This is a genomic window from Methanosarcina sp. A14, assembly GCF_001729375.1.
Taxonomy (GTDB): Archaea; Halobacteriota; Methanosarcinia; order Methanosarcinales; family Methanosarcinaceae; genus Methanosarcina; species Methanosarcina barkeri.
Window position 1 is genome coordinate 1 of record NZ_LZPK01000197.1, and the last position, 22,830, is coordinate 22,830.

Sequence of the window (22,830 nt, forward strand, 5' to 3'; positions counted from 1 at the left end):
TTCATATTTCATTTTTTCATTTTCTACATTTTTTCATGTTCTTCATTTCTGTCATATTCTTCATATGCACTGTTATGTTTCCGGTAATGTGTCCAGTCATTGGCATATTCCCCATATTTCCGGTCATATTCTGCATTGTGGTTATATGACCCCCGGTTATGTTTCCGGTTATGATTCCAATCATTGGCATATTTCTCATATTTCCGGTCATATTTTGCATTCCAGTCATTCCAGTCATGTTGCAAATCATGGTTCCAGTTATACTTCCGGTTACGTTACCCATATTATTGGTCATTATATTCTCAGTAATATTTCCTGTCATACTTCCAGTCATACACCAGTCTACGCTTGCGTTAATCCAAGAGAAAAAGCTAAGCATAGGACTAGCAGAGGAATTCTCAATATCACCTTCATCCTTTACCCCCATAAACAAATTAGATCATTTGAATCTGATGTATAAAATTAGTCTAGTTGAATATCAATAATTATATATTAATAATTAAATAACTATTGGCCATTTATAAATAATTAATTTCTATCAATTACCAAACCTAGTTGATTTTAAGGCATAAAGACGATTAAAATTCAGATGCTTTGAAATATGCGCTATCTGACAAAAACGAACAATTTGGTAGTTTAAGCTAGAAATCAGCTTATGGCTATATAGCCAGAAAAAATAGAGCTGTCTGGCAGGCCACATATACGAGGCACAACGTTATTATAAAGAGACCAATATAATAATTTATAGATTTAAACTCAAAGCAAAATACTAGTAGCAAAATACTAGTAGCAAAATACTAGTAGCACAGCACTAAGAAATCCTTCAGGTTTCTGCGGTTCATGTCTAAATTTAAACTCGGAGGGCATAGTTTATCGACGTTCTGAGCCTTGCTCATTTCCTGAAGATCTCAGATTCATTTCTTAACGTACCAGATGTATCACTCCTTTAACCTTGACTTTCTCACGTGGAAAGTTCGATGAGTCCTGAGTTCAGGACTGTTATAAATATTGTTTCAGGAATACCAGGTTTTGTGAATTTTAGATCGATCAAAATTTTTTATATTTTAAGCGAAAACGATAGCTGCGCACTGGGATTAAATAAAGGGGGTTAACGTACTTTATGTATAGGGCCTATAGGAAACTACTTTAGAATAATCACACAGATGGTGCCTTAAATGCGGTACAGCCTGAAGAACACCGAATCGAAAACGAGGCATACCATTGACAAAAGTCGTAGAGATATCTCCAACCACGAGACATGAAGGTCACTCTAAGCTCACCCTTAAGGTGAATAATGAGGGTATTGTCGAGCGGGGAGACTGGCTCTCCATCACCCCGGTCAGGGGTATTGAAAAGCTCGCCATAGGTAAGACAATGGATCAGGTTCCGAAGATCGCCTCTCGGGTCTGTGGTATCTGTCCCATTGCCCACACCCTGGCAGGCATCGAGGCCATGGAGGCTTCGATTGGCTGCGAGATCCCCACGGATGCAAAGCTCCTGCGGGTCATTCTTCATGCAGCAAACCGCCTCCACAGCCATGCCCTGCACAATATCCTGATCCTCCCGGACTTTTACATCCCGGGTACGGAGACAAAGATCAACCCGTTTTCTAAGGAGCAGCCTTTAAGGAGCGTTGCGGTGAGGATCTTCCGCATCCGTGAGATTGCACAGACCATTGGAGCCGTTGCAGGGGGCGAGGCTATCCACCCTTCAAACCCGAGGGTTGGCGGAATGTACCGCAATGTGAGTCTCCGGGCAAAGCAGAAGATGGCCGACTTGGCGAAAGAATGTCTTGTCCTTGTTCACGAGCAGATGGAATTCATGCTTGAGGTTATCAGGAACATGCAGAACCGGGAGTTTGTTGAGGTCGCAGGCAAGCAGATCCCGCTCTCCAAGACTCTCGGATACCACAACCAGGGGGTCATGGCCACAGCTCCAATGTACGGATCATCCAGTCTGGACGAGAAGCCCATGTGGGATTTCACTCGTTGGAAGGAGACTCGACCATGGGACTGGTACATGGGTGAGGAAACCATTGATCTTGAAGATCCGAGCTATCCGATTGGCGGCACCACGAAGGTTGGCACCAGAGTCAATCCTCGAATGGAGGCCTGCAACACTGTTCCGACCTACGACGGTCAGCCTGTTGAGGTCGGCCCGAGGGCAAGGCTCGCTACCTTCAAGCACTTTACCGAGAAAGGCACCTTCGCCCAGCACATCGCCAGGCAGATGGAGTACACCGACTGCTGCTACACCATCCTCAACTGCCTTGACAACCTGAATACTTCGGGCAAGGTCCTTGCTGACAACATCCCCCTGGGAAACGGGTTCATGGGCTGGGCAGCGAACGAAGCGCCACGCGGGACCGATGTCCACATCGCGCGGGTGAAGGATGGAAAGGTGCTGCGGTACGAGATGCTTGTACCCACCACCTGGAACTTCCCTACCTGCAGCCGCGCTTTGACTGGAGCACCCTGGCAGATCGCCGAGATGGTTATCCGTGCCTATGACCCGTGCGTCTCTTGTGCAACTCATATGATAGTGATTAATGAGGAGAATAGAGTAGTTGCCCAGAAGCTCATGCAGTGGTAAAGAGAATGGAAACTTGCGGATTTTGGGGGAAACTTGCGGATTTGGGAACCCGCAAGCTCAGGTGGCTCACCGTTAAAGAGCTTTTCGCGGGGAGTTACAGGACTGTTCACTCCTGGATCTGACCGAGCCGATCCAGTATATTAAGGACGATATCTGGATCCGGGTCCTTGCATACCAGCAAAAATACATTTCTGCTCTCGAGATGTGGTCACCTCAAGATGGTCATACGGATTACGGACGAAGTACAGAGAGCCATTTCAGACACTGTATCCGAGACGCTGAAATTCGAGATACTGAAATCCGAGATTCTGAAATTCGGGATACTGAAATCCAAGATCCTGAAATTCGAGATACTGAAGGGGATCTGGATAAATTATGGAACTGCTTGAAAAGGTGGAAGCTATAAAGGAGGCGAAATCAGTGGCAAATAAGATCAAGCTCGGGCATGTACATTTGAGCGGCTGTACCGGCTGCCTTGTGTCCGTGGCCGATAACTATCAGGGCTTTCTCAAAATCCTGGATGACTATGCCGACCTCGTATACTGCCTCACTCTTGCTGACGTTCGGCATATCCCGGAGATGGACGTGGCACTCGTCGAGGGATCGGTCTGCATACAGGACCGTGAATCGGTAGAGGATATAAAGGAGACACGGAAGAAGTCCAGAATCGTGGTGGCCCTCGGCTCCTGCGCGAGCTATGGTAATATCACCAGGTTCTGCCGCGGAGGACAGCATAATCAGCCACAGCACGAGTCTTACCTCCCAATAGGAGATCTAATTGACGTGGATGTTTACATTCCAGGATGTCCCCCGAGCCCGGAGCTTATAAGGAACGTTGCTATCATGGCGTATCTGCTCCTTGAAGGGAACGAGGAACAGAAAGCCCTTGCGGGCAGGTACTTAAAGCCTCTTATGGACCTTGCGAAGCGCGGCACGACCAGATGTTTCTGCGATCTGATGAACGACGTGATTAACCAGGGCCTTTGCATAGGTTGTGGCATTTGCGCTGCATCCTGTCCAGTGCGGGCGATCGCGCACGAGTTCGGGAAGCCGCAGGGTGACCTTAACCTCTGCATCAAGTGCGGCTCCTGCTATGGTGCCTGTCCAAGGTCGTTCTTCAACCCTGATGTGATTTCTGAATTCGAGAGCATCAACGAGATAATTGCTGGAGCGCTTAAGGAAGGTGAGAAGGATGATTGAAGATCCGTATCTCGGCAAATACGTGACATGCGTTTCGGCACGGAGCACGGATAAGGAGATTCTCAAGAAAGCACAGGACGGCGGCATAGCCACCGCCCTCATGGTTTATGCACTCGAGCAGGGGATCATCGATGGGGCTATTGTAGCAGGCAAGGGTGATCTGCCATGGAAGCCGAGGCCGTTTGTTGCGATGAGCCGTGAGGATATCCTCAAGGCACAGAGGGCGAAGTACAACATCAGCCCCCAGGTTTCCTGGCTCAAGGAGGCAACTCGGTCTTTTGGCCTTGACAAAGTAGGGGTCACCGGCGTCTGCTGCCAGATGCAGGCGGTCAGGAAGGCTCAGCTCTATCCCATCAACATGAGGGATGTCCCCGGCAAGGTTGCCTTCGCAGTAGGGCTCTTCTGCATGGTGAACTTCCCATACGATTCCATACAGGCCCTTGTTGAAGACCACGCAAACAAGAGCTTCAGCTCCGTGAAGAAGATGGAGTTTGGGAAGGGAAAGTTCTTTGTCCACACCGAGCGCGGAAACGTCTCCACTGTGCCTCTTAAAGAGACTCATAAGTACGAGCAGTCAGGTTGCCACGTCTGCCTCGATTACGTTTCCAATCTTGCTGACATATCGACCGGCTCGGTCGGAAGTCCAGACGGTTGGTCCACAGTCTTCATCCGCACAAAGGTAGGGAACGAGATCTGGTCTAAAGCAGTCGCTGAGGGCTTGTTCGAGACAAAGCCTATCGAAGAAGTCAAACCCGGTCTTGGGCTCGTCATGAAGCTCGCGAAGGAGAAAATCGACAAGAATAGGAAGACGCTCGAGGAGCGCAGAAATTTTGGGGTTAATAAGGCGTTAAGGGATCCTTACGCCTGAATTTTTCTTATTTTCATCAACTAATTGCACTGAAGGATAATCAAGGAGCTATATAGTCTGCGGGGCAAGGGTAAAATCTCAGTAATATTAGTAATTGAGACATAATCAAAAGAGAAAGTAAAAATGAATACTTTTTTAGATTTTAAATGCTTTTGTCCAACAAGATTTATTATATGGAGATCTGTAATTAGAACTTACTGAAATTTTACATAATACGACAACTGCATACTCAAATGGGATAAGTATGCTGGGAGAACAAAGCTTTGAATATGACTTTTCAAACGACGAACGTTCTGAGACTATAGAATTTCCTTTTCCAATGTTCATGAGTGAACTGAACCTCAGATGGAATGGAAATAGTAGTTAGGTGGACAGTTCAAATGAGGAAATAATAATCAACATAAAAAATAAGAAGTGTAGGGGCTTAATAGAAAGATTAGTACCTTTATTAAAAAAGACAGAAATGGATATCATTTTAGTAATTCTCTAAATAAAATTAATAAATTCTATGAATGAGATACGTTTCAAGCTTGTCCAAAAGATTTCCCACTATTTATATTCTAATGAGAAATTTAGTAAAATTTATGAAAAAGAAATTGATTGAAGAATATGAATTTTTTAGCCACCGTCGAACCTATAAAATATCCACCCCTGTGACTTGGCGGTGTCTTCTGTTTCCTTATCCAAGGAACTGAATTTAATATTTAATGTTATTCCAATTTGCTTTCACTCGAGTTTTTAATCCACATCCGGTTCCATGCATGAAATCATCTAATCTGAAATTATATAAAATACAAAAGGCTTCAACGAATTCTTTTTCAGTTTGCCAAGGCCATTTTTTATATAGGAGATGATCTGGATTCTGCCAAGGCCATAACCTACATCGAGGATCAGCAGGTCTTTCAGTGATTAAAATGTGGTTGCCAATTGCTTTTCTTCTATGCAAGACTTTTTCACAGATTCTACCAGAATAAATCCTTCTTGTAATATGTTCACAAGCTCGCATATCTTGGCCGCAAATATTGCATGTAATCTTTTCAACTAAAACACCTGGACTTAGGTATAAACCATGTCCATATTCTTTATCTATATCTTGGCATAGTGATCTAATGTCATCAAATATCCAATCTAGATTCTCTATATTAATATATGAGTTCATAAATGAAGAAGTGTATTCTAAGCGCTCTTTACAGTCCCAAATTTCAAACCATATTTGATCCACTAATTCAGGAAATCTTATCCAATCTAAAGATATTGTCATTTGCTTTAAATTAGCAAAATTTTGTATGCCACGAAAAAAGATACCACATAATAGTACATCGTTTATATCTTCAAATTCACCTGTATTTTCTTCATAAAGAATACTTTGACACATTTCAACGAAATATCGTGCTTTTGATATTGCTTTTGCCAGTTCATTAGATTTAATGTATGATACACATTGCGAATAAGTGGATATTGCGGCTCCATTTAAAGTATATTTAACCATAAATTACTCCCATCTTTTTGATTCTTCTTCCAAGCGCTCTTTCAAAGTTTTAACATCACATTCATATTTAATTTTTTTACCTTTCTCGAATCGAATATCAACATGGATAGTCTTTTCTTGGAATGCATATTTTTGAATTATTTTTTTTTCTGAATCTCTGTCATTTACTTTTCCTTTAAGCCAGTCATATATAGCACAAGCTAAAATTGGAACTACAAAATTATCCCGAACCCATATTAATCCAAGATATATGTCACATGACTTTCGCTCATACGTCTCGGAATCAATACCTAAATCATAAGAATTAGCACATTTAATTCCACTTTGTTTGAGTATCTTACTTAAATCAGATGTATAATCGGCATCATATAGATTCTCTTTTGAATCACTTTCAAAATTTTCAGGGAGACATAATATTTGATAATCCTTACATTTTAGTAGATCTATTCCTCTGTTTAATAGTATTTCTTCTTCAGAAAGATTTTCGACACACATCTATATCACCTAAATAATCATTTAAATGTTGCAATCAAGGTTCTACTATAAAATCTATATGATGAAGTATCTAAATATTGCTTGATTTCTTATAACAGGCAACTCTCATTACATAAAAATTTGTATTATGATATAGGCAACAATAAACAAAATAAGCACAATAACACTATATAGTTCCAGATCTGATCCAAGCACAGTTTTGAAATAAGCAAAATAAAGAAACAAACAAATTAGAGAGAATGCAATTCTGAACATTGCGAATGCATAGAAATATTTCTGCTTTCTAAGTGCAGAATATAAATTAACATTGCTTTGTTGAAGCATATTTCCACTTTTAAAAATGATTGAATAACCATTTAGTGATATCACCAAGATAAATCGAAATCTAGTGAAAAAGTAAAAATGAGTACAATCAAAATAATTATTATATGTTTAAACTATATATTTGTTTATCTTTCAAAAACTCAAATTTGTATTTTGTAATAAAAATTTCCATAAACCCTAATCTTTCCTTTGTATAGAGATAGTATATGTTAGAACAGTCATCAGTTTTGATATTAACTCTTCTACCCATCGGAGAAAACTGATATCACGATAGATCTGAAAAATTTGGTGAATAAAAACACAGTCAAGTGAACAGATTTAAACAGAGAACAAAGGTCGATTTGTTTGATGGTAAGTGTTTTGGGTAACAACCTATAGACTATCGTCGCTTATACAAGCTGTAATTCAATATTTTCAAGTGAAGATTGCCAGCAAGGTCAGAACAAATACTCAAAATAGGGAGTTCAGAGTAACGATGAGTTCTAAATTTTTTCATCGGATATAGTAAGTTAAAGTAGTATATTTTTCATAGAGTCAAGAGAAAAGAAAAAAGATAAGACATGTTTTTTAGCGACTTAAAAAATACAACTTCTTATGAATTTATATATTATCTAAAAACCTTAAATACCGCCCGATATCTGCTCCCTTCGTGAGCATGCGGGCAGGAGGAAGTTTTCAGATGAATTTAAAAAAGAAATTTGACAACTCTTTTGGCGTAAATAAGGTGCTTTGGAATCCTAAGCCTGAAACCCACTTTTTTAATCATCGAAATTGCTCGCTTTATCCACGCTGAATAAGGGGATGGGCATGTTCTTATCCCCAAGATGCTTTCACAGAAAGCGCATTGAAAACCGACACTGAGATAATCGGCTACATGTGTTTCACATCTTTTATATTGCTAACATTTAAACTTAATATTTAAAATCAGTGTGTATTTTAGAAATAGGTTATAATTTCGACATGAAAGCGACAATTTTTTATAATTTGAAAAGTTTGAAACCGATGAACATAATTTGGACATTTAATGGAACCTGGTGAAAATTGAATGATATCGTTTTTTGGTTCTAAATACACCATGTAGTTGCTTTTACCCCCTGACACGAAAGTGGAATAAATTCATATCTAAGTGAAAATCAATAACGGAAAATTATGAATATGAGAAAATTTACTGCGGAAAACAGGTGATAGCGGGTTAATGACTCATAGAATAAGTTTTTAATGCCGAATTTTAGTTTGAGAACCTCTTAGAGGTGAAGTAGATTATGGAAACAGAAAATGATGAAAATTTAACTAAGAAATTAAGTATAAAAAAGGTGCTATTCAATATTTTATTTGTTTCTTTTACAATTTTAGTATTAGGATTTGTTATAAATTACAAATATGCAGTGGGATATATATTTATTCTTGTTATTCATGAATTCGGTCATTATATTACAGCAAAATTTTTAAAAGTAAGTATTGCTTTTGGAGGATTTACTCCTGTTGGAGCATATATAATTCATGAAAATCCTAAAAATTGTAAAGAAAATGCACTTATTGCAATGGGAGGGCCGTTATTTGGAGGCTTACTTGGGCTCATTTACTACATAGTTTATTATGTTACAGGGGATAATATATTTTTAGTATTAACTTTTACTTCAATAATTCTAAATTTAGGAAATTTAATACCTGTAAGCCCTCTTGATGGCGGACAGATAGCTGAAGCAATCTCTCCTATTCTATGCTATATCGGATTTCCATTTTTAATATATTTGTTTACATTATCAAACAGATTAAAAAGTAAGATATTATTGCTTTTTATTATGGTAGCAGGTATTTATCAAACATATAATTTTACTATAAAATATAAAACTGATTCTTATTACAAGCTGGATAAACCTATTAAAATAAAATTTATAATTATATATGGCATGTTGATTTTATCTTTAGCAATCAGTGCAATATACCTTTATAATTCGTTTGATTTTAAAGATATATGTCATAGCATTGTTAGATTTAAATAATTATATACAAATTAAAAATTATAAAATGTCATAGCATTGTTAAATTTAAATAATTATATATAAATTAAAAATTATAAATGGGCAAGTCTGTATATAAGTTCTTCATTGCATTTCAACATAATATTAAAATATAGCCTATATTTGATAGCTATAACAAAAGGAAACGAATAATGATTATTTCCTTTCAAGAAATTCTATGAATAAATCTAAATTTTGCTCTTTCATTTGAATACAAAAATCATTATTTTTATCTATATTTTTGTACTGTTAGTACAAGGTATTTAAGTGACTATGCATTGTTGATTTTACCAATTTATACCACTGTGCATAATCTTGAATTCTGTTTACAGACATAGGGCACAATAGCAAAGTTAAACAAAATCCTGCTTCTGCACCCGGATAAATTACAAAAGGTACAAAAGGGAAATTTCTACATGCTTGCAGCTATCGTATATTCTGCATTTTGAGTTTATCAATAATGGGCACTATCCGACGATTGCTTTATAGCATCCTTAAAGCTCTGATTTTACCGCATTCGATTTTAAAATATTCGCACTTTCTTTATCTACATTTTTTAGGATTTTCTCAGACTCTTTTCTACGAAAATCAATAATATGAATTTTGCAGCAACTTGCATTACATGATTCCGGACAGTTATAATGTTTGAGCCTGTCCCAAAACCTATTTTATTCTAAATCATCATGAATTTACAGGATCATTTTAGTGATTAAGTATTCAATTGATTGCTCCAAATACGAGATTCAAAAATCAAATTTTGAGTTTTGGGATAGGCTCGATAGTTAATAAAAAGATATTTGATAATTCCTTCAGAGTTAATAAGGCGCTGCTGGATCTTTACACCTAAAACTCTCCTATTTTTCACCGTTGAAATTATTAGCGTTATATCCGTGTATGACAGACTAAACAAATGTCTTTGCAATAAAAGTTTAATTTCAAGACACCCTCTAAGCTGGTTTACGATAGCAGTTTATTACTAATATACTCAGAGTTATGAATAAATACGGAAAGATAGATTCCCATATAGATGCAATACTTGCACTTATAATAAAAAAAATAGGATTGGTAAACCAGAAATTATTACACCATGATTTGGTATAGGGATTGAAAAACCATGAACTATTATAAATATTGTACAAATTATATAAGAATAGCGGGATAAACAAAGCAAAATACAATTTTAAGTAACTCGATTTACTCATACAGTGTCTTTCTTTTCTTGTCATCCTACAGTATAAATATAAACCAAATAATACAAATAATGCTACAATGACAATGTAAACAACCGGTATCCCATATAATGTTACAACATGACTCGAAACTACTACTCCTTTTCCTACTACTTCTCCTGTGCCAGAGCCAATGATTGCACTTTCATTGTTCACATTTCTATATATGTTTTAAAAAGTTAAAAGATTTTTTATTTCACCCAGCACCCTTGGACTTGATAAACCTTATTTTATCTCCAGTGGAGAAATGAGATTTAGAAATCCGTAATCATCGTCTGTCTCTGATCCCTCTCCCTTATTCTTGAAACCCTCAGTTGAGCTGATAGCTATATAATATGTCTGCAGCAGTAACCATCTTATTGCCTGGTTGAGGAATTTGATCAGTCTTATTACATGCTCTCTTATTGAAGACAGTATGAACCGGAAAACAATAGAAATAATCAAAGAGGTGAAATAATCAAAGAGGCAAATAGTCAAACTAAACATCCAGTACTGCATTATAAGAGGTAATGGGGAATTATGATTATGGCAGTCAATGAGAAAGAAATGAGGATTAAGATAATCAAAGACGGACCGTATCGGGTTACAGGTGGAGTGCCGCTTTTAGAACAGGTAATTGTCACCGATGACGCCGGTCACACAAGAGAATTAATTGATATAAAGGAATACCCCCGGCGGGAATCCTATATTTTATGCCGCTGTGGCTCATCCGAAAACAAGCCCTTCTGTGATGGTACCCACCGCAAGATCGGTTTTGACGGTAGTGAAACAGCTAGCAGAAAGTCTTACCTGGAAAAAGCGGAAACGTTTGAAGGTCCTGATCTAAAACTCACCGATGCCTACGAGCTCTGCGATCATTCACGTTTCTGCCAGCGGGCTGGCGGAATAAGGAATCTCATGCAAAACTCAGACGACCCGGAAGCCAGAAAAACCGCAATAGAAGAAGCCATGATCTGCCCGTCGGGACGGCTGGTCCTGTGGGACAAGAAGACAGGCAAACCCTTTGAAAAAGAATTTGAACCATCTATTGTACTGGTTCACGACAAACAAAAAAATTGTGAAGGCCCCCTCTGGGTTCGAGGTGGGATCCCCATTGAATCTGCAGATGGCAGCCTGTACGAATCCCGAAACAGAGTAACCCTCTGCCGCTGCGGGAAGTCGGAAAACAAGCCCTACTGTGACGGCAGCCACTGGATGACCAGCCAGCAGAAGCTCGAGTTCAGGAAGAAGTGGGGCCTGAAATGATTGAGTTCTTTGATTGATTGAGTTCTTTGATTGATTGAGTTCTTTGATTGATTGAGTTCTTTGATTGATTGAGTTCTTTGGTTTATAGAGATTCTTAACTTGTGGAAATAGTAATCTCGCATAACAATCAGGCAATCCAAAAGCCAAAATGAAAACAATCAATGGGCGATTCCGCGATAAAAAATAGAGAATTCGAGGATAGCCTTCTTTATTTCAATATATCCTCGAACTCCTTTTGTCTCTACAGATGCTGTCAAAGTCTCGATGCTGTTAAAGTCTCATCAGTCTGCACAAGCTCAGAGGAATATTTTCATTTACCAGCAAGTGCATCAGTCTACTTTATGAGAAATATTTACAGGATAACCCCTTTCTGTCCTGAGTAAATAGCTCGCATACATCCAAAACGCTTGAATATTCTCATGAGCCAGGCCAAGATAGTTCCGAAGGATTTCCGACTCAGTTCTCATGAAACAGCAGGTTGGTAATAAACTATGCTGCATGGAGTTTACCTTTAATCCTTTGATAATAGGTTTGCCTGTAAGGACTGCGGAGTCAATAACGATATTTTCTCTCCAGTTCTTAGATCTCACCAATGCTTTTTTGATACACAAACTGAACGAATTGTGAATTTCCAAATTGCAGATTCTACTTTTCTTCTTTTTTGTCAGTGACCGCCCGATATCTGTTGCTTCGCAGCATGTGGGCGTGGAGGGAAGTTTTCAGATGAATTTATTAAAAAAGAAATTTGACAACTCTTTCAGAGTCAATAATCAGAGAAATCAGGAAACTTATTATATTATTTAGCAATAAAATTTTTGTTATCTACTGTTTTCTTTCAAATGTACTCTAAACCCATATTTGCTGTCAATAAGTTTGAGAGTGAAGCAATAGCCAGTTACTATTGGTTATAGTTTTACGTGAAGTATCAAGATAACTTCGAGCAAGAAAGCCTGCAAAGTTCCCCTTTTTAAGCTGCATCAAGGGTTTTTCAATTTTATTTTTCGGAACCTGATCTTCACAAACGTATTCGGGGAAGATTCCAGCAGACCGCCTGCAGGAAAAATATCTTAAAAATGAGTTGAACCTGAAGAGTAGTTAACTTTAAAAGTATATTCCAAAGTTAGGTGAATTTTAAAAAAGTGGAAAAAATAAAAGTGGAAAAGAAATAAGTGTTGATGCAAACTTAATTGCAGAAATAACACTTAGTATCTGCGGTTTTCTCTGGGCTTCCTGTGGTTAGGAAGGCATTCTCTACAATAAACCGGTCTTTCGGGGTCAGGTTTGAAAGGCACTTCGGTTTCAGCACCGCAATCAGAACAGGTTGTCTTGTACATTTCTCTAGGAGCGCCGAAATTGTTTCCTCTGAAGTTTCTGTCATTAAAAGCCATTTTTGTTTCACCTTTGTTTTAGTTTTTGTTAATTGTTTAAAATAAGATTGTATAGAACTTTTTGTTTAAAATCAAAAATTGGTTTTTAACAACAGATCATTATACATCTCTTTATTTTCAACATGCATACATTGTACTTACAATATATAAATATTTCTATATACAAAAAGCAAAATCTTTTCAATAAAATAATTTCTACACATGTCTTGCAGAGAAGGTGGCAGGCTCGCTCCTGCAAAAAAGCAAAATATGAATTTCAGGCATCTTTATCAGACACCTTTGTTTCAGTTACCTATCTATACTAGGCATCTTTACAATTTTTAGATTATTACTTAATGTAGCCTTTCCGTTCAAGCCACTCGACCTGTGGCCTTGTATATTTCCAGGTAACGTCGGCTTTGGAATCCTGAATTTCCCACGGGTTAGCGATAACAATATCGCCTTCACGAATCCACATTTTTTTATGTTTAGATCCCGGGATCCTACCCATTCGGACAACTCCGTCCATACACTGAAGTGTTACCCTTTTCGAACCGAGTAAACACGCAACAGTTGCCAGGACTTCGTTTCTATCCTTTCGGGGAATTCGTACCCTGGATACTTCAGGTGTATTTCCTGAGTTTGCTGGTTTTCTGGATCCTGATCTTCTTTTTCTAATAGTGCTTCTGTAATTAGCTAAGTTAATTCCTCCTTGATGGCCTTTGATTTATTATTTATAAGTCGAAAATTGATAAGTTGAGTTAAAAACTGATAAATTGAGAATTGAATGATCCGTACCTATTACTATTCTCTATGCTGTTTTTTTTGTTTCTACTTTTTCCTGCTGCGTTAGATGGAAATAAGTCTAGAAACAAAGAGAATAAACCAAAAAAAACAAAAAGAAAAAGATGAATCAGGCATTAATGTAGAATTTAATTACAAATTAATAACACCTGATGCAGATTATCTTTAGAATTTCCTGTGGTTAGGAAGACATTCTCTGCATACTGGCCTGCCTTCGGTGAGTTTGAATGGTACTTCGGTCTCAATACCGCAAGTCAGAACAGGTCACTTTTGTCATTTCTCTTGGTCCGCTGCTACCACGGAAACATCCAAAATTTCTCCTGGAGTTTCTGTCATTAAAAGCCGTTTTCCGTTCACCTTCGCTTTAGTAGATAATTGTTAATCTAAAAACAAGATTGTATAGCCCCTTAAATTAAAAACAAAAATTGGTTTTTAACAACAGATCATACGTTTCTTTATTTTCAACGCATATACTACATAGTCAAATTATATAAATGCACCTATAGAAAAGTAGATACATTCTTTCAAATGAGAGAAAACTTTACCACCAAGACTTGTAAAATATAAATAAGTGCCTGAAATTTTGATTCCGGTTGATTATTGATAAAACTAAACTGACCAGTCCTAAACTGACCAGTCCTGCAAAGTTTCCCTTTTACATCTGAAAAATCGTGGAGTTTTCGTTTTAATCAGAAAACAACTCTCTCAGCAAAAAAGAGCACTTTGAGCAAAAAAGCCCTTCAAAGGGCTCCTTCAAAATCTGCAAAAATCACTGGTTTTCAAATTTATCTTTTCTTAATAATCTTACTCGGGGAAAATTTCAGGAGACCGCCAATAGAAAAAATACATTTCAACGGAACTGGGATGGGTGAAAATGTTCTTTTCGAATTCTGCGATCCAGTTTTGTAAAGATAAATGAAAAAAGATCCTATTGGCAGGTTTCAATTAAATCAGAAACCCTCCGTAAGTAAAGAATCGCTTTATCTAAAGAATCGCTTTATCTAAAAAGCCTTGCAAAGTGCTCTTTCTCCAAACTTTCTTAAAATAGCGGGTTTTTAATTTCTCTTTAGATTCGGGCGTACCAATGGTATAAAAAATATATTTTAACTGAAATGAATCAAACATTAAATTCAAGCTTCCATCCTTAGTAATTATAAATACCACTACAGCAGAGTAATATGCGAGTTATTATAAAAAGCATTGAAAAATAATTATTTTGAAAGGTTGGGGTACTAATATGAAAGGATTTGCAATGCTTGAAATTGGAAAAGTAGGATGGATCGATGTTGAAAAACCTTCAGCAGGACCATATGATGCAATCGTGAGGCCTATTGCGGTCGCGCCGTGTACATCAGATGTTCATACGGTCTGGGAAGGTGCGCTTGGCGACCGCAAAAACATGATTTTAGGACACGAAGCTGTAGGTGTTATAGAAGAAATCGGGTCAGAAGTTAAAGACTTCAAGCCAGGCGATAAAGTAATTGTTCCTGCAATTACACCTGAATGGCGATCCATGGAGGCACAGGATGGAATACCTATGCATTCAAATGGAATGCTTTCTGGATGGAAGTTTTCAAATTTCAAAAGTGGAGTCTTTGCAGAATTTTTCCATGTAAATGATGCAGACATGAATTTAGCCCTACTTCCAAAAGGAATGCCACTTGAACAAGCTGTCATGCTATCAGACATGGCAACTACTGGAATACAGGGCGCAGAAATGGCAAAAATTAAAATGGGCTCTACAGTTGCAGTCATAGGGATTGGCCCTGTTGGTCTGATGGCAGTAGCAGGTGCAACTATTCTTGGTGCAGGAAGGCTCATTGCAGTAGGAAGTCGGAAAGTCTGTGTTGATCTTGCTCTAGAATACGGAGCATCTGAAATTGTTGATTACAGAAAAGGTGGACTTGTTGAACAGATTCTTGCAAAGACGAATGGAAAAGGTGTGGACTCTGTAATCATATCAGGAGGAAATGAAAATACAATTTCAGATGCAGTCAAAATTGTAAAACCCGGAGGCACGGTATCAAATGTCAACTACTACGGAACCGGAGACATACTTCCTATTCCACGTATTGAGTGGGGATCGGGTATGTCTCAAAAAGACATACGTGGTGGCCTGACCAACCGGAGGTCGTCTGAGGATGGAAAGAATGGCAGACCTCTGTACCTACGGAAGAATATATCCGGAAAAAATGGCCACTCATGTATTCAAAGGGTTCGACAAAATGGAAGAAGCTCTCATGCTCATGAAAGAAAAACCAAGAGATCTGATCAAACCTGTTGTTCTTCTGGATTAATAAGCAAGTCAACTACCCTTCCTAAACTCTTCGCAATGCTCGGAGTTTTGAGGAAGGGATATTCTCGCCTTATGGGATAAAGTAATTAGATAGGATAGGATAGAGTCATAAAAGCCCTGCAAAATACCCCCTCTAAAGCTGCAAAAGTTATGGATTTTTTAATTTCACTTTTCGTAACTTTATCTTGACAAACGTATTCGGGGGGTAACTTTATCTTGACAAACGTATTCGGGGGAGATTTTAGCAGGCCGTTGATGGGAGAAATATATTTCAAATGAATTGCTTATGGGTGAAGATTTTTCTATTTGTATTCGGCGGTCCGAGTTATTACAGCTTTTCTTGATCCATAAATAGACTGAAAAACATCTTTTAAATCAGAAAAATCCCTCCACATAGGAAAAGAATCACTTAATCTAAAGAATCCCTGGAAAAATGCCCCTTCTAAACCTGATAAAATTGCGGGTTTTTAGTTCTCGGGTTTTTAGTTTTCTGTCCTTAGTCTTTTTCTTAGAAACGTATCCAAAGAAATGGATTAAAGACAAAACATACAAAAACTCTCATGAGAAATTCAAATGATATTACAAAAGTTAAAGATCGGGTTCAAGATACTTTTTGCTGAAAAATAGTAAACAAAACGGTAAATTTCAAATCTGGCAAATGGATATATTCGATTTATTTAGCCAGATTTGACCAGTTACCTGCCGTCTTTTAGTTTTAATCCTTTTTATCATTCGAGCTGGATACTGATATATATTTAGATCTTTTTTCCGCATCCGTTCCGTTTTCATTTTTGACTATTAAGCTGACGGTATACACTCCAGCGTTATTGTATGTATGTACAGGATTTCTGTCTGCTGAGTATGCATTGTCTCCAAAATCCCATTTCCATTCTGTTGAATTTTCTGATAAATCTGTAAATTGTACCGAAAGAGGACAGCAGCCACTTGTAACATTGGCGCTGAAATTTGCAACAGGCATTCTCGATCCTTTTAATGAGATAGTGCACATATGAATATAGTTACCGTACTTGCCATTATTATACCACAATATTCTGTCCCTGTATATTACAGGACAATCCTGAAGTAATCTACTGGTAGTGATCTGAATTTCTTTCTGAATGGAAAGATTATACATGAAGATATCAAGGTTTCCATTTCGTTGATCCTGCCAGACTATCCTGTCACCGTAGATATCGGGACGCTGCTGACTTAAATTATCAGGAGTTATCTTGATTTCCGTGGAATCAGAGATGTTATACACATAGATCTGCCTTTTTTCATAGCCATCATCCTCCCACACTATCCTATCATCATAGATAGCAACAGGAAATCCTGCTGACCCGCTGGTAGTAATCGGAGTTTTTTTGGAAGTAGAGAGATCGTACATGTAAATATTGGAGAATCCATTGCTATAGGATACACTGGTATAGTTCAGCCACACTATCCTGTCACCATAGATATCAAGCCCCACAACTGATGTATCATTAATAATTTTACTTTCTTTGGAAGTAGAGAGGTTGTACATGTAAATATCGGGCACTCCTTCTTCATCACGATTATCTGCCCATACTATCCTATCCTCATAAATAGCAGGATGGGATGTGCTTCCGCCGGAGGTAATTTGAGTTTCCTTAGAAGTGGAGACATTATACATGTAAATATCGGATTGACCATTGAGAGATTCATACCAGACAATCCTGTCCTTGTAAATATCAAGTCCGTACACTGATCCGTTAGTAGTGTGTATCCGAGTCTCCTTTTTAGTTGAAATATTGTACAGACAGATGTCATACTTATCATTTCCACTGTAATCTCCAGTATGATCAACCCATACTACTTTGTCATCATAGATTGCAGGAGAATCGTATATAGCTTTTCCACTGGTGCTAATTTGAGTTTCTGTTAGGACGAGTTGATTATCGAAAAGTTGCTCATCAAATACTAAGACTGTAGATAATTTTGAATCAGTAGTATTTGTATCGCTTACTGTCAGGTTAACAATATAGTTTCCAGGATTGGTGTATATATAAACAGGATTTTTTTCTGTAGATTCAGCTACTCCATCATTATTGAAGTCCCATGATCTTAATATCGCATTTTTTGAGAGATCTGTGAACTGTACAGACAGAGGGGAAAATCCCAAATCTGGAGCTACAGAAAAGTTTGCAACGGGAGATTTTAATACTGCCGAGGCCATACAAGTGTAAATATCAGAATGCCCCCCATCTGCGTGCCCCCCATCTGCGTTACGATTATCCTTCCACACTATCCTGTCATCATAAATAGCAGGCCACATTTGACCTGATTCATCTTTGGTTACCTGAAATTCTTCTCGTGTGGAAATATTGTACAGGTAAATATCCCGGTTGCCGTTGCGATCATCCATCCAGACTATTTCATCTTTGTATATTACAGGCTCATGTGCTGATTCGCTGTATGTAATTTGAGTTATTTTAGAAGTAGAAATATTATACATATAAATATCTAGATTTAAACTGTAGCGTTCTCCAATACGGTCACCTGCCCATACAATATTATCACCGTATATATCTGGGTCCAACTGCCAAAATTCACTGTTTGTAATTTGAGTCTCTTTTGAAGTCGATAAGTTATACATGTAAATATTGGAATTTCCATTATGATATTCTGTCCATACTATCCTATCAGCATAAATGGCGGGATCATATGCTTCTCTATTGAATGTGACCTGACATTCGGTAGATGTGGACAGATTATACAGGTAGATATCAGAGACTCCATTTTGAGAATTATGCCATACAATCTTATCTTCGTAAATAGCAGGAATACTGTGTTCAGAGACATTTTTGGTAATCTGAAATTTTTCAGTTGTTGAAATATCGTAAACAGAAAGATTGTAATTCTCCTTGTTCCCACAGATTTGATAATCTCGACATACAATTTTGTCACCGTAGATTGCAGGCCAGCTCCCATGGAATGAATCAAGTTGGATATCTTTTGAAGTGGTCAAGTTATACAGATGAATTATCCCTGAATCATTAACATAATCTAACCATACGACATTATCCTCGTAAATGGCAGGAGTAGATGCTCGTGAACCGTTTTGAGTAAGCTGAATTTCCTGTACACCAGATGCTGCAGCTGATATTGAAGTTAAGAATAAGAACACCAAAGTTGTTGAAGTTAAAATTATTGAATATAGCTTTTCTTTATTATTCTTCATTTATTCCCCCAATATGATATATCTAATCTTTAACACATAAGCCTTAATAGTGTCATTATTTCTAATTAGTCCCTAAAGATTAAAATGAAATGAATAAGATGACTATATATATTTAGTAAAAGTTATTCCCTGAAAGTTTTTTTGTCATTTTTAAAAAATGCTTGTCAAAACAAAATTAATGTTGAATTCGTGAAACGTCAACAGACAAAGGACAACAGGCGAATTAAAAAAGTTCAATAAACTTTCAGAATGGAAAATCTTTAGCATCTCTGCATATGGGAAAAAAAGTTACTTCCTGAGGATTTTACAGTTGAACTGGCATCAGGAAAGCAAATGAGATATTTATAGACATTTATAGACATGAGAAAACAAGACAAATGTATTCTCTTGCCAATTTGATAAGTAATCCTACTTTAACTAAGATCCATAACGATTTACTGGTACTAACAGATAAAGAAAGTGCCCTCTTTTGAAGGTGTAAAGCTCAAGAGTCTTTTAATTTCACTTTTCTTACAGACGTATTCGGGGAAGATTTAAGCAGAACGCCGCTGGAGAAATATATTTAAACTGAATTGAACGTGAAGAGAAGTTCAATTTTAGTTAGAAAAACTCTACCCAAAGGAAAGATCACTTCAAGTAAAAAAGCCCTTTACAGGTTTTTTTATAAACTTTTTTTGAATTGCAAAAAATCACGGTTTAAGAAAAAGTGTATCTTGGGTTTGTCTATATTTAAAAAGTGTAAGTCCGCTTGAGCGAAGCAGAATTCGGTCAAAGCCGACACCGTACTGCCGAAGCGGAATTCAGAAGGTTCATATTTCTGCGAAGATGGAAAAAACTTATTTTTTCTTGATAACTCCACAGGCAATCCGCGCGCCACTATTGCCGGTAGGATTGGTCATCTGGTCGTCAGGGTCAGCATGGATGACCAGTGAGGTGCCGTTGGCTGTGAATAACGTGTTCGGTCCGGGTGACAGTGTCACACGGTCTGTGGTGACATTCATGTGTCCCGTGCCATCCTTGCCCACTTTGAGGTTGGGTAGATCACCGGCATGTGGGCCTTTCGGGTTGTTGAGGCCATGCTCTTTGCCAAGAGGGTTATAGTGTTCACCGGCAGACGTGAACGACGGACCAATGCATTTTCCTGTATTGTGGATATGGATGCCGTGCAGACCCGGCTTCAAGCCTCTCACGTTGATGTTGATATGAACTGGGCCATTGGCTTCCTCGGTAAAGGTAGCCATCCCGACAGTATTTCCTTTCACGTCTTTCATGATAGCTGTGGCACTATATGTGGCACTTTCATGGGCATAGCCCGTAGTTGCAAGCATTAGTACCGCCGAGATAGTCATTAGTAGTATCAATCCGGCTTTCATCAACTTATTCCCCCGAAAAATGAACTTTAGGTTTGAAAGAAGCATCTCGTCTCCGTTCCTGATACCGGCACAGTATTTCTGTTGCAATAACATATGGTTCGCATGCCGGAGGTCAGCCATTAGAAGAATGCCGGGTAAAAACGGACGCTTCTTGTTAACATACGTTTAGACAAATACACATTCCTATTTTATAAAATTGCTTATATAAAACTATTAATATGTATAATTTAATGAGAAAATTATAAAACTATTAATATGTTATTAATCAAATGAGAGAATTCTTTATAGTAAGGTCTTATAGACAAATATAAATGCCTGAGATTTAAACTCACGTTTCAAAGATAGAATGAAAACGATATCTATAGGCAGCACAACCGTTAATTACATCTAAAACTGGTCCTACTAATAACGATTTTGTACTACTTTTATCAATTTTTAAGTTTTAAAATCGATGTGAGTAAAGCCCACAAGACATACTAATATTTTGAAGTTGGTACTACATTTCACGTTCAAATCAATGGCATTTTTGTAATAATTTATTATATATTATGGCAAGTTAGTGGAGTTATTTAGTATTAATATGTCCCATGTGTCAAGTAAATTCTCCTAAATAGGTCAAAAATAATGGAGTAAAACACATTTGAACATATGGACTATTTTTTTCACAATCATTAAGACCAGTTTTCTAATTACATTTGTTAGGCACTACACATTTTCACTAGCAAGAGAACCATTCAACCAACATCTTTGAAAGTTCAGTTAAACTCCCATTAATTTCGATAAAATAAAATCGTTGGTCCTGCAAAGAACTCCTCTTAAATCTGAATAATTACCGATTTTTAAGTTCTCTTATTTTAACAAAGATGTGCGGGGGAGATTCCAGAAGACAGCAAATAGAGTAAATATATTTTTAAATCCGTTACTTTTAAAAGTTACAAAATCTGTGTCAAGTATGTGTTCGAGAGAATACTGATCGATAGTGCAGGATCTATTTTTACCCACCCAATGTAATATCCTGTTCTTGATAAAATTCTAGTGCATTAAATAAGTGTTCTGGCTTAAAATCTGGCCACATTTCATCGATTACATATATGTCTGAATACACTGTTTGAATTGGAAGCATTCCACTGAGTCGGCGTCTTCCTCCCCAGCGAATAAGTAAATCTATTCTTGGAATTTCTGCTGATGCAATGTTTTCTACAATTTTCTTACTATCTGATGAGTTATCAAACGCATATGCTAAATCCCAATACCAGCCATAATTTATTAAAAAATTTATTTTTATTTTACCTTTCCCAACTTTTGTTCTCTTTGTATATGCAAGTAACTCTTTTGGAAATATGTTCGAGTCAGTATTCCCTATTACAAGTATTTCAGCGTTACGTTTAGATATTTCTTGAACTGATTTTATACAGGCATCTACAAATGCCTTTCTTTGAATTTGAGGCCTTTTTGTGTTATCTTGAGTAAATCCAAAAAAAGTAACTTCGTCTATTCCGATTTTTACGCACATGTCATATACTTCCAGGCCTGGGATTACTCCATTGTTATATCCTTCATGCTTTTCTAAGCCTCTAGCTATAGCCCATCTTCTGTTACCATCTGGTATTATAGCAATATGTCTTGGCAATCTTTTGAATTTTGGTATATCCAGAAAAGCCCCCATATCTCTTTTGCTTAAAATGCTATAAATACTCTTCATGAGCATAGCTCGTAGTTTTGCAAACATTAGCACTGTCTGAGATAACCCTTTATAGTAGGATCTTATGGACAAATAGAAATGCCTGAAATTCGAGCCCAATCAAAATAGAAATATCTGAAATCTGAGTTCAATAATATTTTGTAAAGTGAAAGAGTTGGTCTTGAAAAGCGCTTCTTTTAAATCTGCAAAATCACGGGTTTTTCAATTCTCATTTCTTAACAAATATATTCGAGGTAGATTTAAGCAGACCACCTCCAGGAAAAATATGAGCTTATATCATAACTCAAAACTTCTTCTCCAGTTCTCGAATTAGGAATAATCAATAAGTTTCTAATCATGGAAGGTAATTCTGAAACTCTTTAATTCTGAAACTCTTCTCGATTTTGAGGATAAGACTGATTTTGGTATAAGCTCCGTAAATAGTCGTTTGAAGTATTACTTTTTTTTAAAAACCTAATTAATTTGTGAGTGTAATAATGTCCACGTAGTATTGTTTTTACGATACCGGTCTGTTTATTAAAGAGCGTCGTTTCCAGTTTCTTTCGTGCGAATTCTTATTACGTCCCCTAGTGGTAGCACGAATATCTTGCCGCTTCCGATATAGCCGTCTACATCTTTTGATC

Annotated in this window: 17 protein-coding genes and 1 pseudogene; 8 read left to right on the top strand and 10 right to left on the bottom strand. The window is 37.4% G+C overall.

Annotated features, from left to right (window positions below):
* Nucleotides 1-16: 16 nt before the first annotated feature.
* A complete protein-coding gene (locus tag A9239_RS10050) occupies nt 17-334 on the bottom strand; it encodes a hypothetical protein (protein WP_141706428.1) in 318 nt (105 codons plus the stop codon).
* Nucleotides 335-1,221: 887 nt separating this feature from the next.
* On the opposite strand from A9239_RS10050, the gene frhA reads away from it, so the two are divergent.
* From frhA to frhB, 4 genes are all read left to right on the top strand, one after another.
* Complete coding sequence (frhA, locus tag A9239_RS10055) at nt 1,222-2,592, top strand: coenzyme F420 hydrogenase subunit alpha (protein ID WP_048155280.1); 1,371 nt, start codon at nt 1,222-1,224, stop codon at nt 2,590-2,592.
* A 218-nt stretch (nt 2,593-2,810) separates the two neighbouring features.
* Nucleotides 2,811-2,981: a hypothetical protein gene (locus tag A9239_RS20455; protein ID WP_230629196.1), complete on the top strand. Its 171-nt coding sequence runs from the start codon at nt 2,811-2,813 to the stop codon at nt 2,979-2,981.
* Nucleotides 2,968-3,792 carry a coenzyme F420 hydrogenase subunit gamma gene (frhG, locus tag A9239_RS10065; RefSeq protein ID WP_048155282.1) on the top strand — a complete coding sequence of 275 codons (825 nt, stop codon included), beginning with the start codon at nt 2,968-2,970 and terminating at the stop codon, nt 3,790-3,792. Before A9239_RS20455 ends, frhG begins: the two co-directional genes overlap by 14 nt.
* On the top strand, nt 3,785-4,660 hold the full coding sequence (gene frhB / locus A9239_RS10070) for a coenzyme F420 hydrogenase subunit beta (protein WP_048155284.1): 876 nt from the start codon (nt 3,785-3,787) through the stop codon (nt 4,658-4,660). Before frhG ends, frhB begins: the two co-directional genes overlap by 8 nt.
* 697 nt (nt 4,661-5,357) lie before the next feature.
* On the opposite strand, the gene A9239_RS10075 is transcribed toward frhB, so the two are convergent.
* Entirely contained in the window at nt 5,358-6,149 is a 792-nt protein-coding gene (locus A9239_RS10075; protein WP_048118118.1) for a hypothetical protein, read from the bottom strand.
* 3 nt (nt 6,150-6,152) lie between these two features.
* A complete protein-coding gene (locus A9239_RS10080; RefSeq protein ID WP_048118116.1) occupies nt 6,153-6,644 on the bottom strand; it encodes a hypothetical protein in 492 nt (163 codons plus the stop codon).
* 1,586 nt (nt 6,645-8,230) lie between these two features.
* Here A9239_RS10080 and A9239_RS10090 point away from each other — a divergent pair.
* On the top strand, nt 8,231-8,971 hold the full coding sequence (locus A9239_RS10090) for a site-2 protease family protein (protein ID WP_048155286.1): 741 nt from the start codon (nt 8,231-8,233) through the stop codon (nt 8,969-8,971).
* A 1,772-nt stretch (nt 8,972-10,743) separates the two neighbouring features.
* The gene (locus A9239_RS10100; protein WP_230669108.1) at nt 10,744-11,463 is read left to right on the top strand and encodes a CDGSH iron-sulfur domain-containing protein; all 720 of its coding nucleotides are present in this window, start codon (nt 10,744-10,746) and stop codon (nt 11,461-11,463) included.
* A gap of 329 nt (nt 11,464-11,792) precedes the next feature.
* On the opposite strand, the gene A9239_RS18980 is transcribed toward A9239_RS10100, so the two are convergent.
* From A9239_RS18980 to A9239_RS20460, 4 genes and pseudogenes are all read right to left on the bottom strand, one after another.
* On the bottom strand, nt 11,793-12,053 hold the full coding sequence (locus A9239_RS18980; RefSeq protein WP_048122947.1) for a hypothetical protein: 261 nt from the start codon (nt 12,051-12,053) through the stop codon (nt 11,793-11,795).
* 612 nt (nt 12,054-12,665) lie between these two features.
* Nucleotides 12,666-12,851, bottom strand: a complete 186-nt coding sequence (locus tag A9239_RS10105; protein ID WP_048118104.1) for a CxxC-x17-CxxC domain-containing protein — start codon at nt 12,849-12,851, stop codon at nt 12,666-12,668.
* 328 nt (nt 12,852-13,179) lie between these two features.
* The gene (eif1A, locus tag A9239_RS18340; RefSeq protein ID WP_080941473.1) at nt 13,180-13,509 is read right to left on the bottom strand and encodes a translation initiation factor eIF-1A; all 330 of its coding nucleotides are present in this window, start codon (nt 13,507-13,509) and stop codon (nt 13,180-13,182) included.
* A 290-nt stretch (nt 13,510-13,799) separates the two neighbouring features.
* Nucleotides 13,800-13,977, bottom strand: a pseudogene (locus A9239_RS20460) (CxxC-x17-CxxC domain-containing protein); the annotation flags it as partial.
* Nucleotides 13,978-14,357: 380 nt separating this feature from the next.
* Here A9239_RS20460 and A9239_RS10115 point away from each other — a divergent pair.
* Together A9239_RS10115 and A9239_RS10120 are read left to right on the top strand one after the other, a co-directional pair.
* Nucleotides 14,358-14,543, top strand: coding sequence for a hypothetical protein (locus A9239_RS10115; RefSeq protein WP_048118102.1), 186 nt, complete (start codon nt 14,358-14,360; stop codon nt 14,541-14,543).
* Nucleotides 14,544-14,871: 328 nt separating this feature from the next.
* Nucleotides 14,872-16,011, top strand: coding sequence for an NAD(P)-dependent alcohol dehydrogenase (locus A9239_RS10120; protein WP_279385091.1), 1,140 nt, complete (start codon nt 14,872-14,874; stop codon nt 16,009-16,011).
* A gap of 634 nt (nt 16,012-16,645) precedes the next feature.
* Here A9239_RS10120 and A9239_RS10125 read toward each other — a convergent pair.
* The 3 genes from A9239_RS10125 to A9239_RS10135 all read right to left on the bottom strand — a co-directional run bounded on the left by A9239_RS10125 (nt 16,646) and on the right by A9239_RS10135 (nt 22,207).
* Nucleotides 16,646-19,132 carry a PKD domain-containing protein gene (locus A9239_RS10125; RefSeq protein WP_048155295.1) on the bottom strand — a complete coding sequence of 829 codons (2,487 nt, stop codon included), beginning with the start codon at nt 19,130-19,132 and terminating at the stop codon, nt 16,646-16,648.
* Nucleotides 19,133-19,968: 836 nt separating this feature from the next.
* Nucleotides 19,969-20,505 carry a superoxide dismutase family protein gene (locus A9239_RS10130; RefSeq protein ID WP_048122945.1) on the bottom strand — a complete coding sequence of 179 codons (537 nt, stop codon included), beginning with the start codon at nt 20,503-20,505 and terminating at the stop codon, nt 19,969-19,971.
* Between the two features lie 994 nt (nt 20,506-21,499).
* Nucleotides 21,500-22,207: an undecaprenyl diphosphate synthase family protein gene (locus A9239_RS10135; RefSeq protein ID WP_255361935.1), complete on the bottom strand. Its 708-nt coding sequence runs from the start codon at nt 22,205-22,207 to the stop codon at nt 21,500-21,502.
* Nucleotides 22,208-22,830: the final 623 nt, after the last annotated feature.

Bases quoted from the DNA above. Each gene is read 5' to 3' on its own strand.
- A9239_RS10050 (WP_141706428.1), bottom strand. From the start codon at position 334: ATGACTGGAAGTATGACAGGAAATATTACTGAGAATATAATGACCAAT.
- A9239_RS20455 (WP_230629196.1), top strand. From the start codon at position 2,811: ATGGTCATACGGATTACGGACGAAGTACAGAGAGCCATTTCAGACACT.
- frhG (WP_048155282.1), top strand. From the start codon at position 2,968: ATGGAACTGCTTGAAAAGGTGGAAGCTATAAAGGAGGCGAAATCAGTG.
- frhB (WP_048155284.1), top strand. From the start codon at position 3,785: ATGATTGAAGATCCGTATCTCGGCAAATACGTGACATGCGTTTCGGCA.
- A9239_RS10075 (WP_048118118.1), bottom strand. From the start codon at position 6,149: ATGGTTAAATATACTTTAAATGGAGCCGCAATATCCACTTATTCGCAA.
- A9239_RS10080 (WP_048118116.1), bottom strand. From the start codon at position 6,644: ATGTGTGTCGAAAATCTTTCTGAAGAAGAAATACTATTAAACAGAGGA.
- A9239_RS10090 (WP_048155286.1), top strand. From the start codon at position 8,231: ATGGAAACAGAAAATGATGAAAATTTAACTAAGAAATTAAGTATAAAA.
- A9239_RS10100 (WP_230669108.1), top strand. From the start codon at position 10,744: ATGGCAGTCAATGAGAAAGAAATGAGGATTAAGATAATCAAAGACGGA.
- A9239_RS10105 (WP_048118104.1), bottom strand. From the start codon at position 12,851: ATGGCTTTTAATGACAGAAACTTCAGAGGAAACAATTTCGGCGCTCCT.
- A9239_RS10120 (WP_279385091.1), top strand. From the start codon at position 14,872: ATGAAAGGATTTGCAATGCTTGAAATTGGAAAAGTAGGATGGATCGAT.
- A9239_RS10125 (WP_048155295.1), bottom strand. From the start codon at position 19,132: ATGAAGAATAATAAAGAAAAGCTATATTCAATAATTTTAACTTCAACA.
- A9239_RS10130 (WP_048122945.1), bottom strand. From the start codon at position 20,505: ATGAAAGCCGGATTGATACTACTAATGACTATCTCGGCGGTACTAATG.
- A9239_RS10135 (WP_255361935.1), bottom strand. From the start codon at position 22,207: ATGAAGAGTATTTATAGCATTTTAAGCAAAAGAGATATGGGGGCTTTT.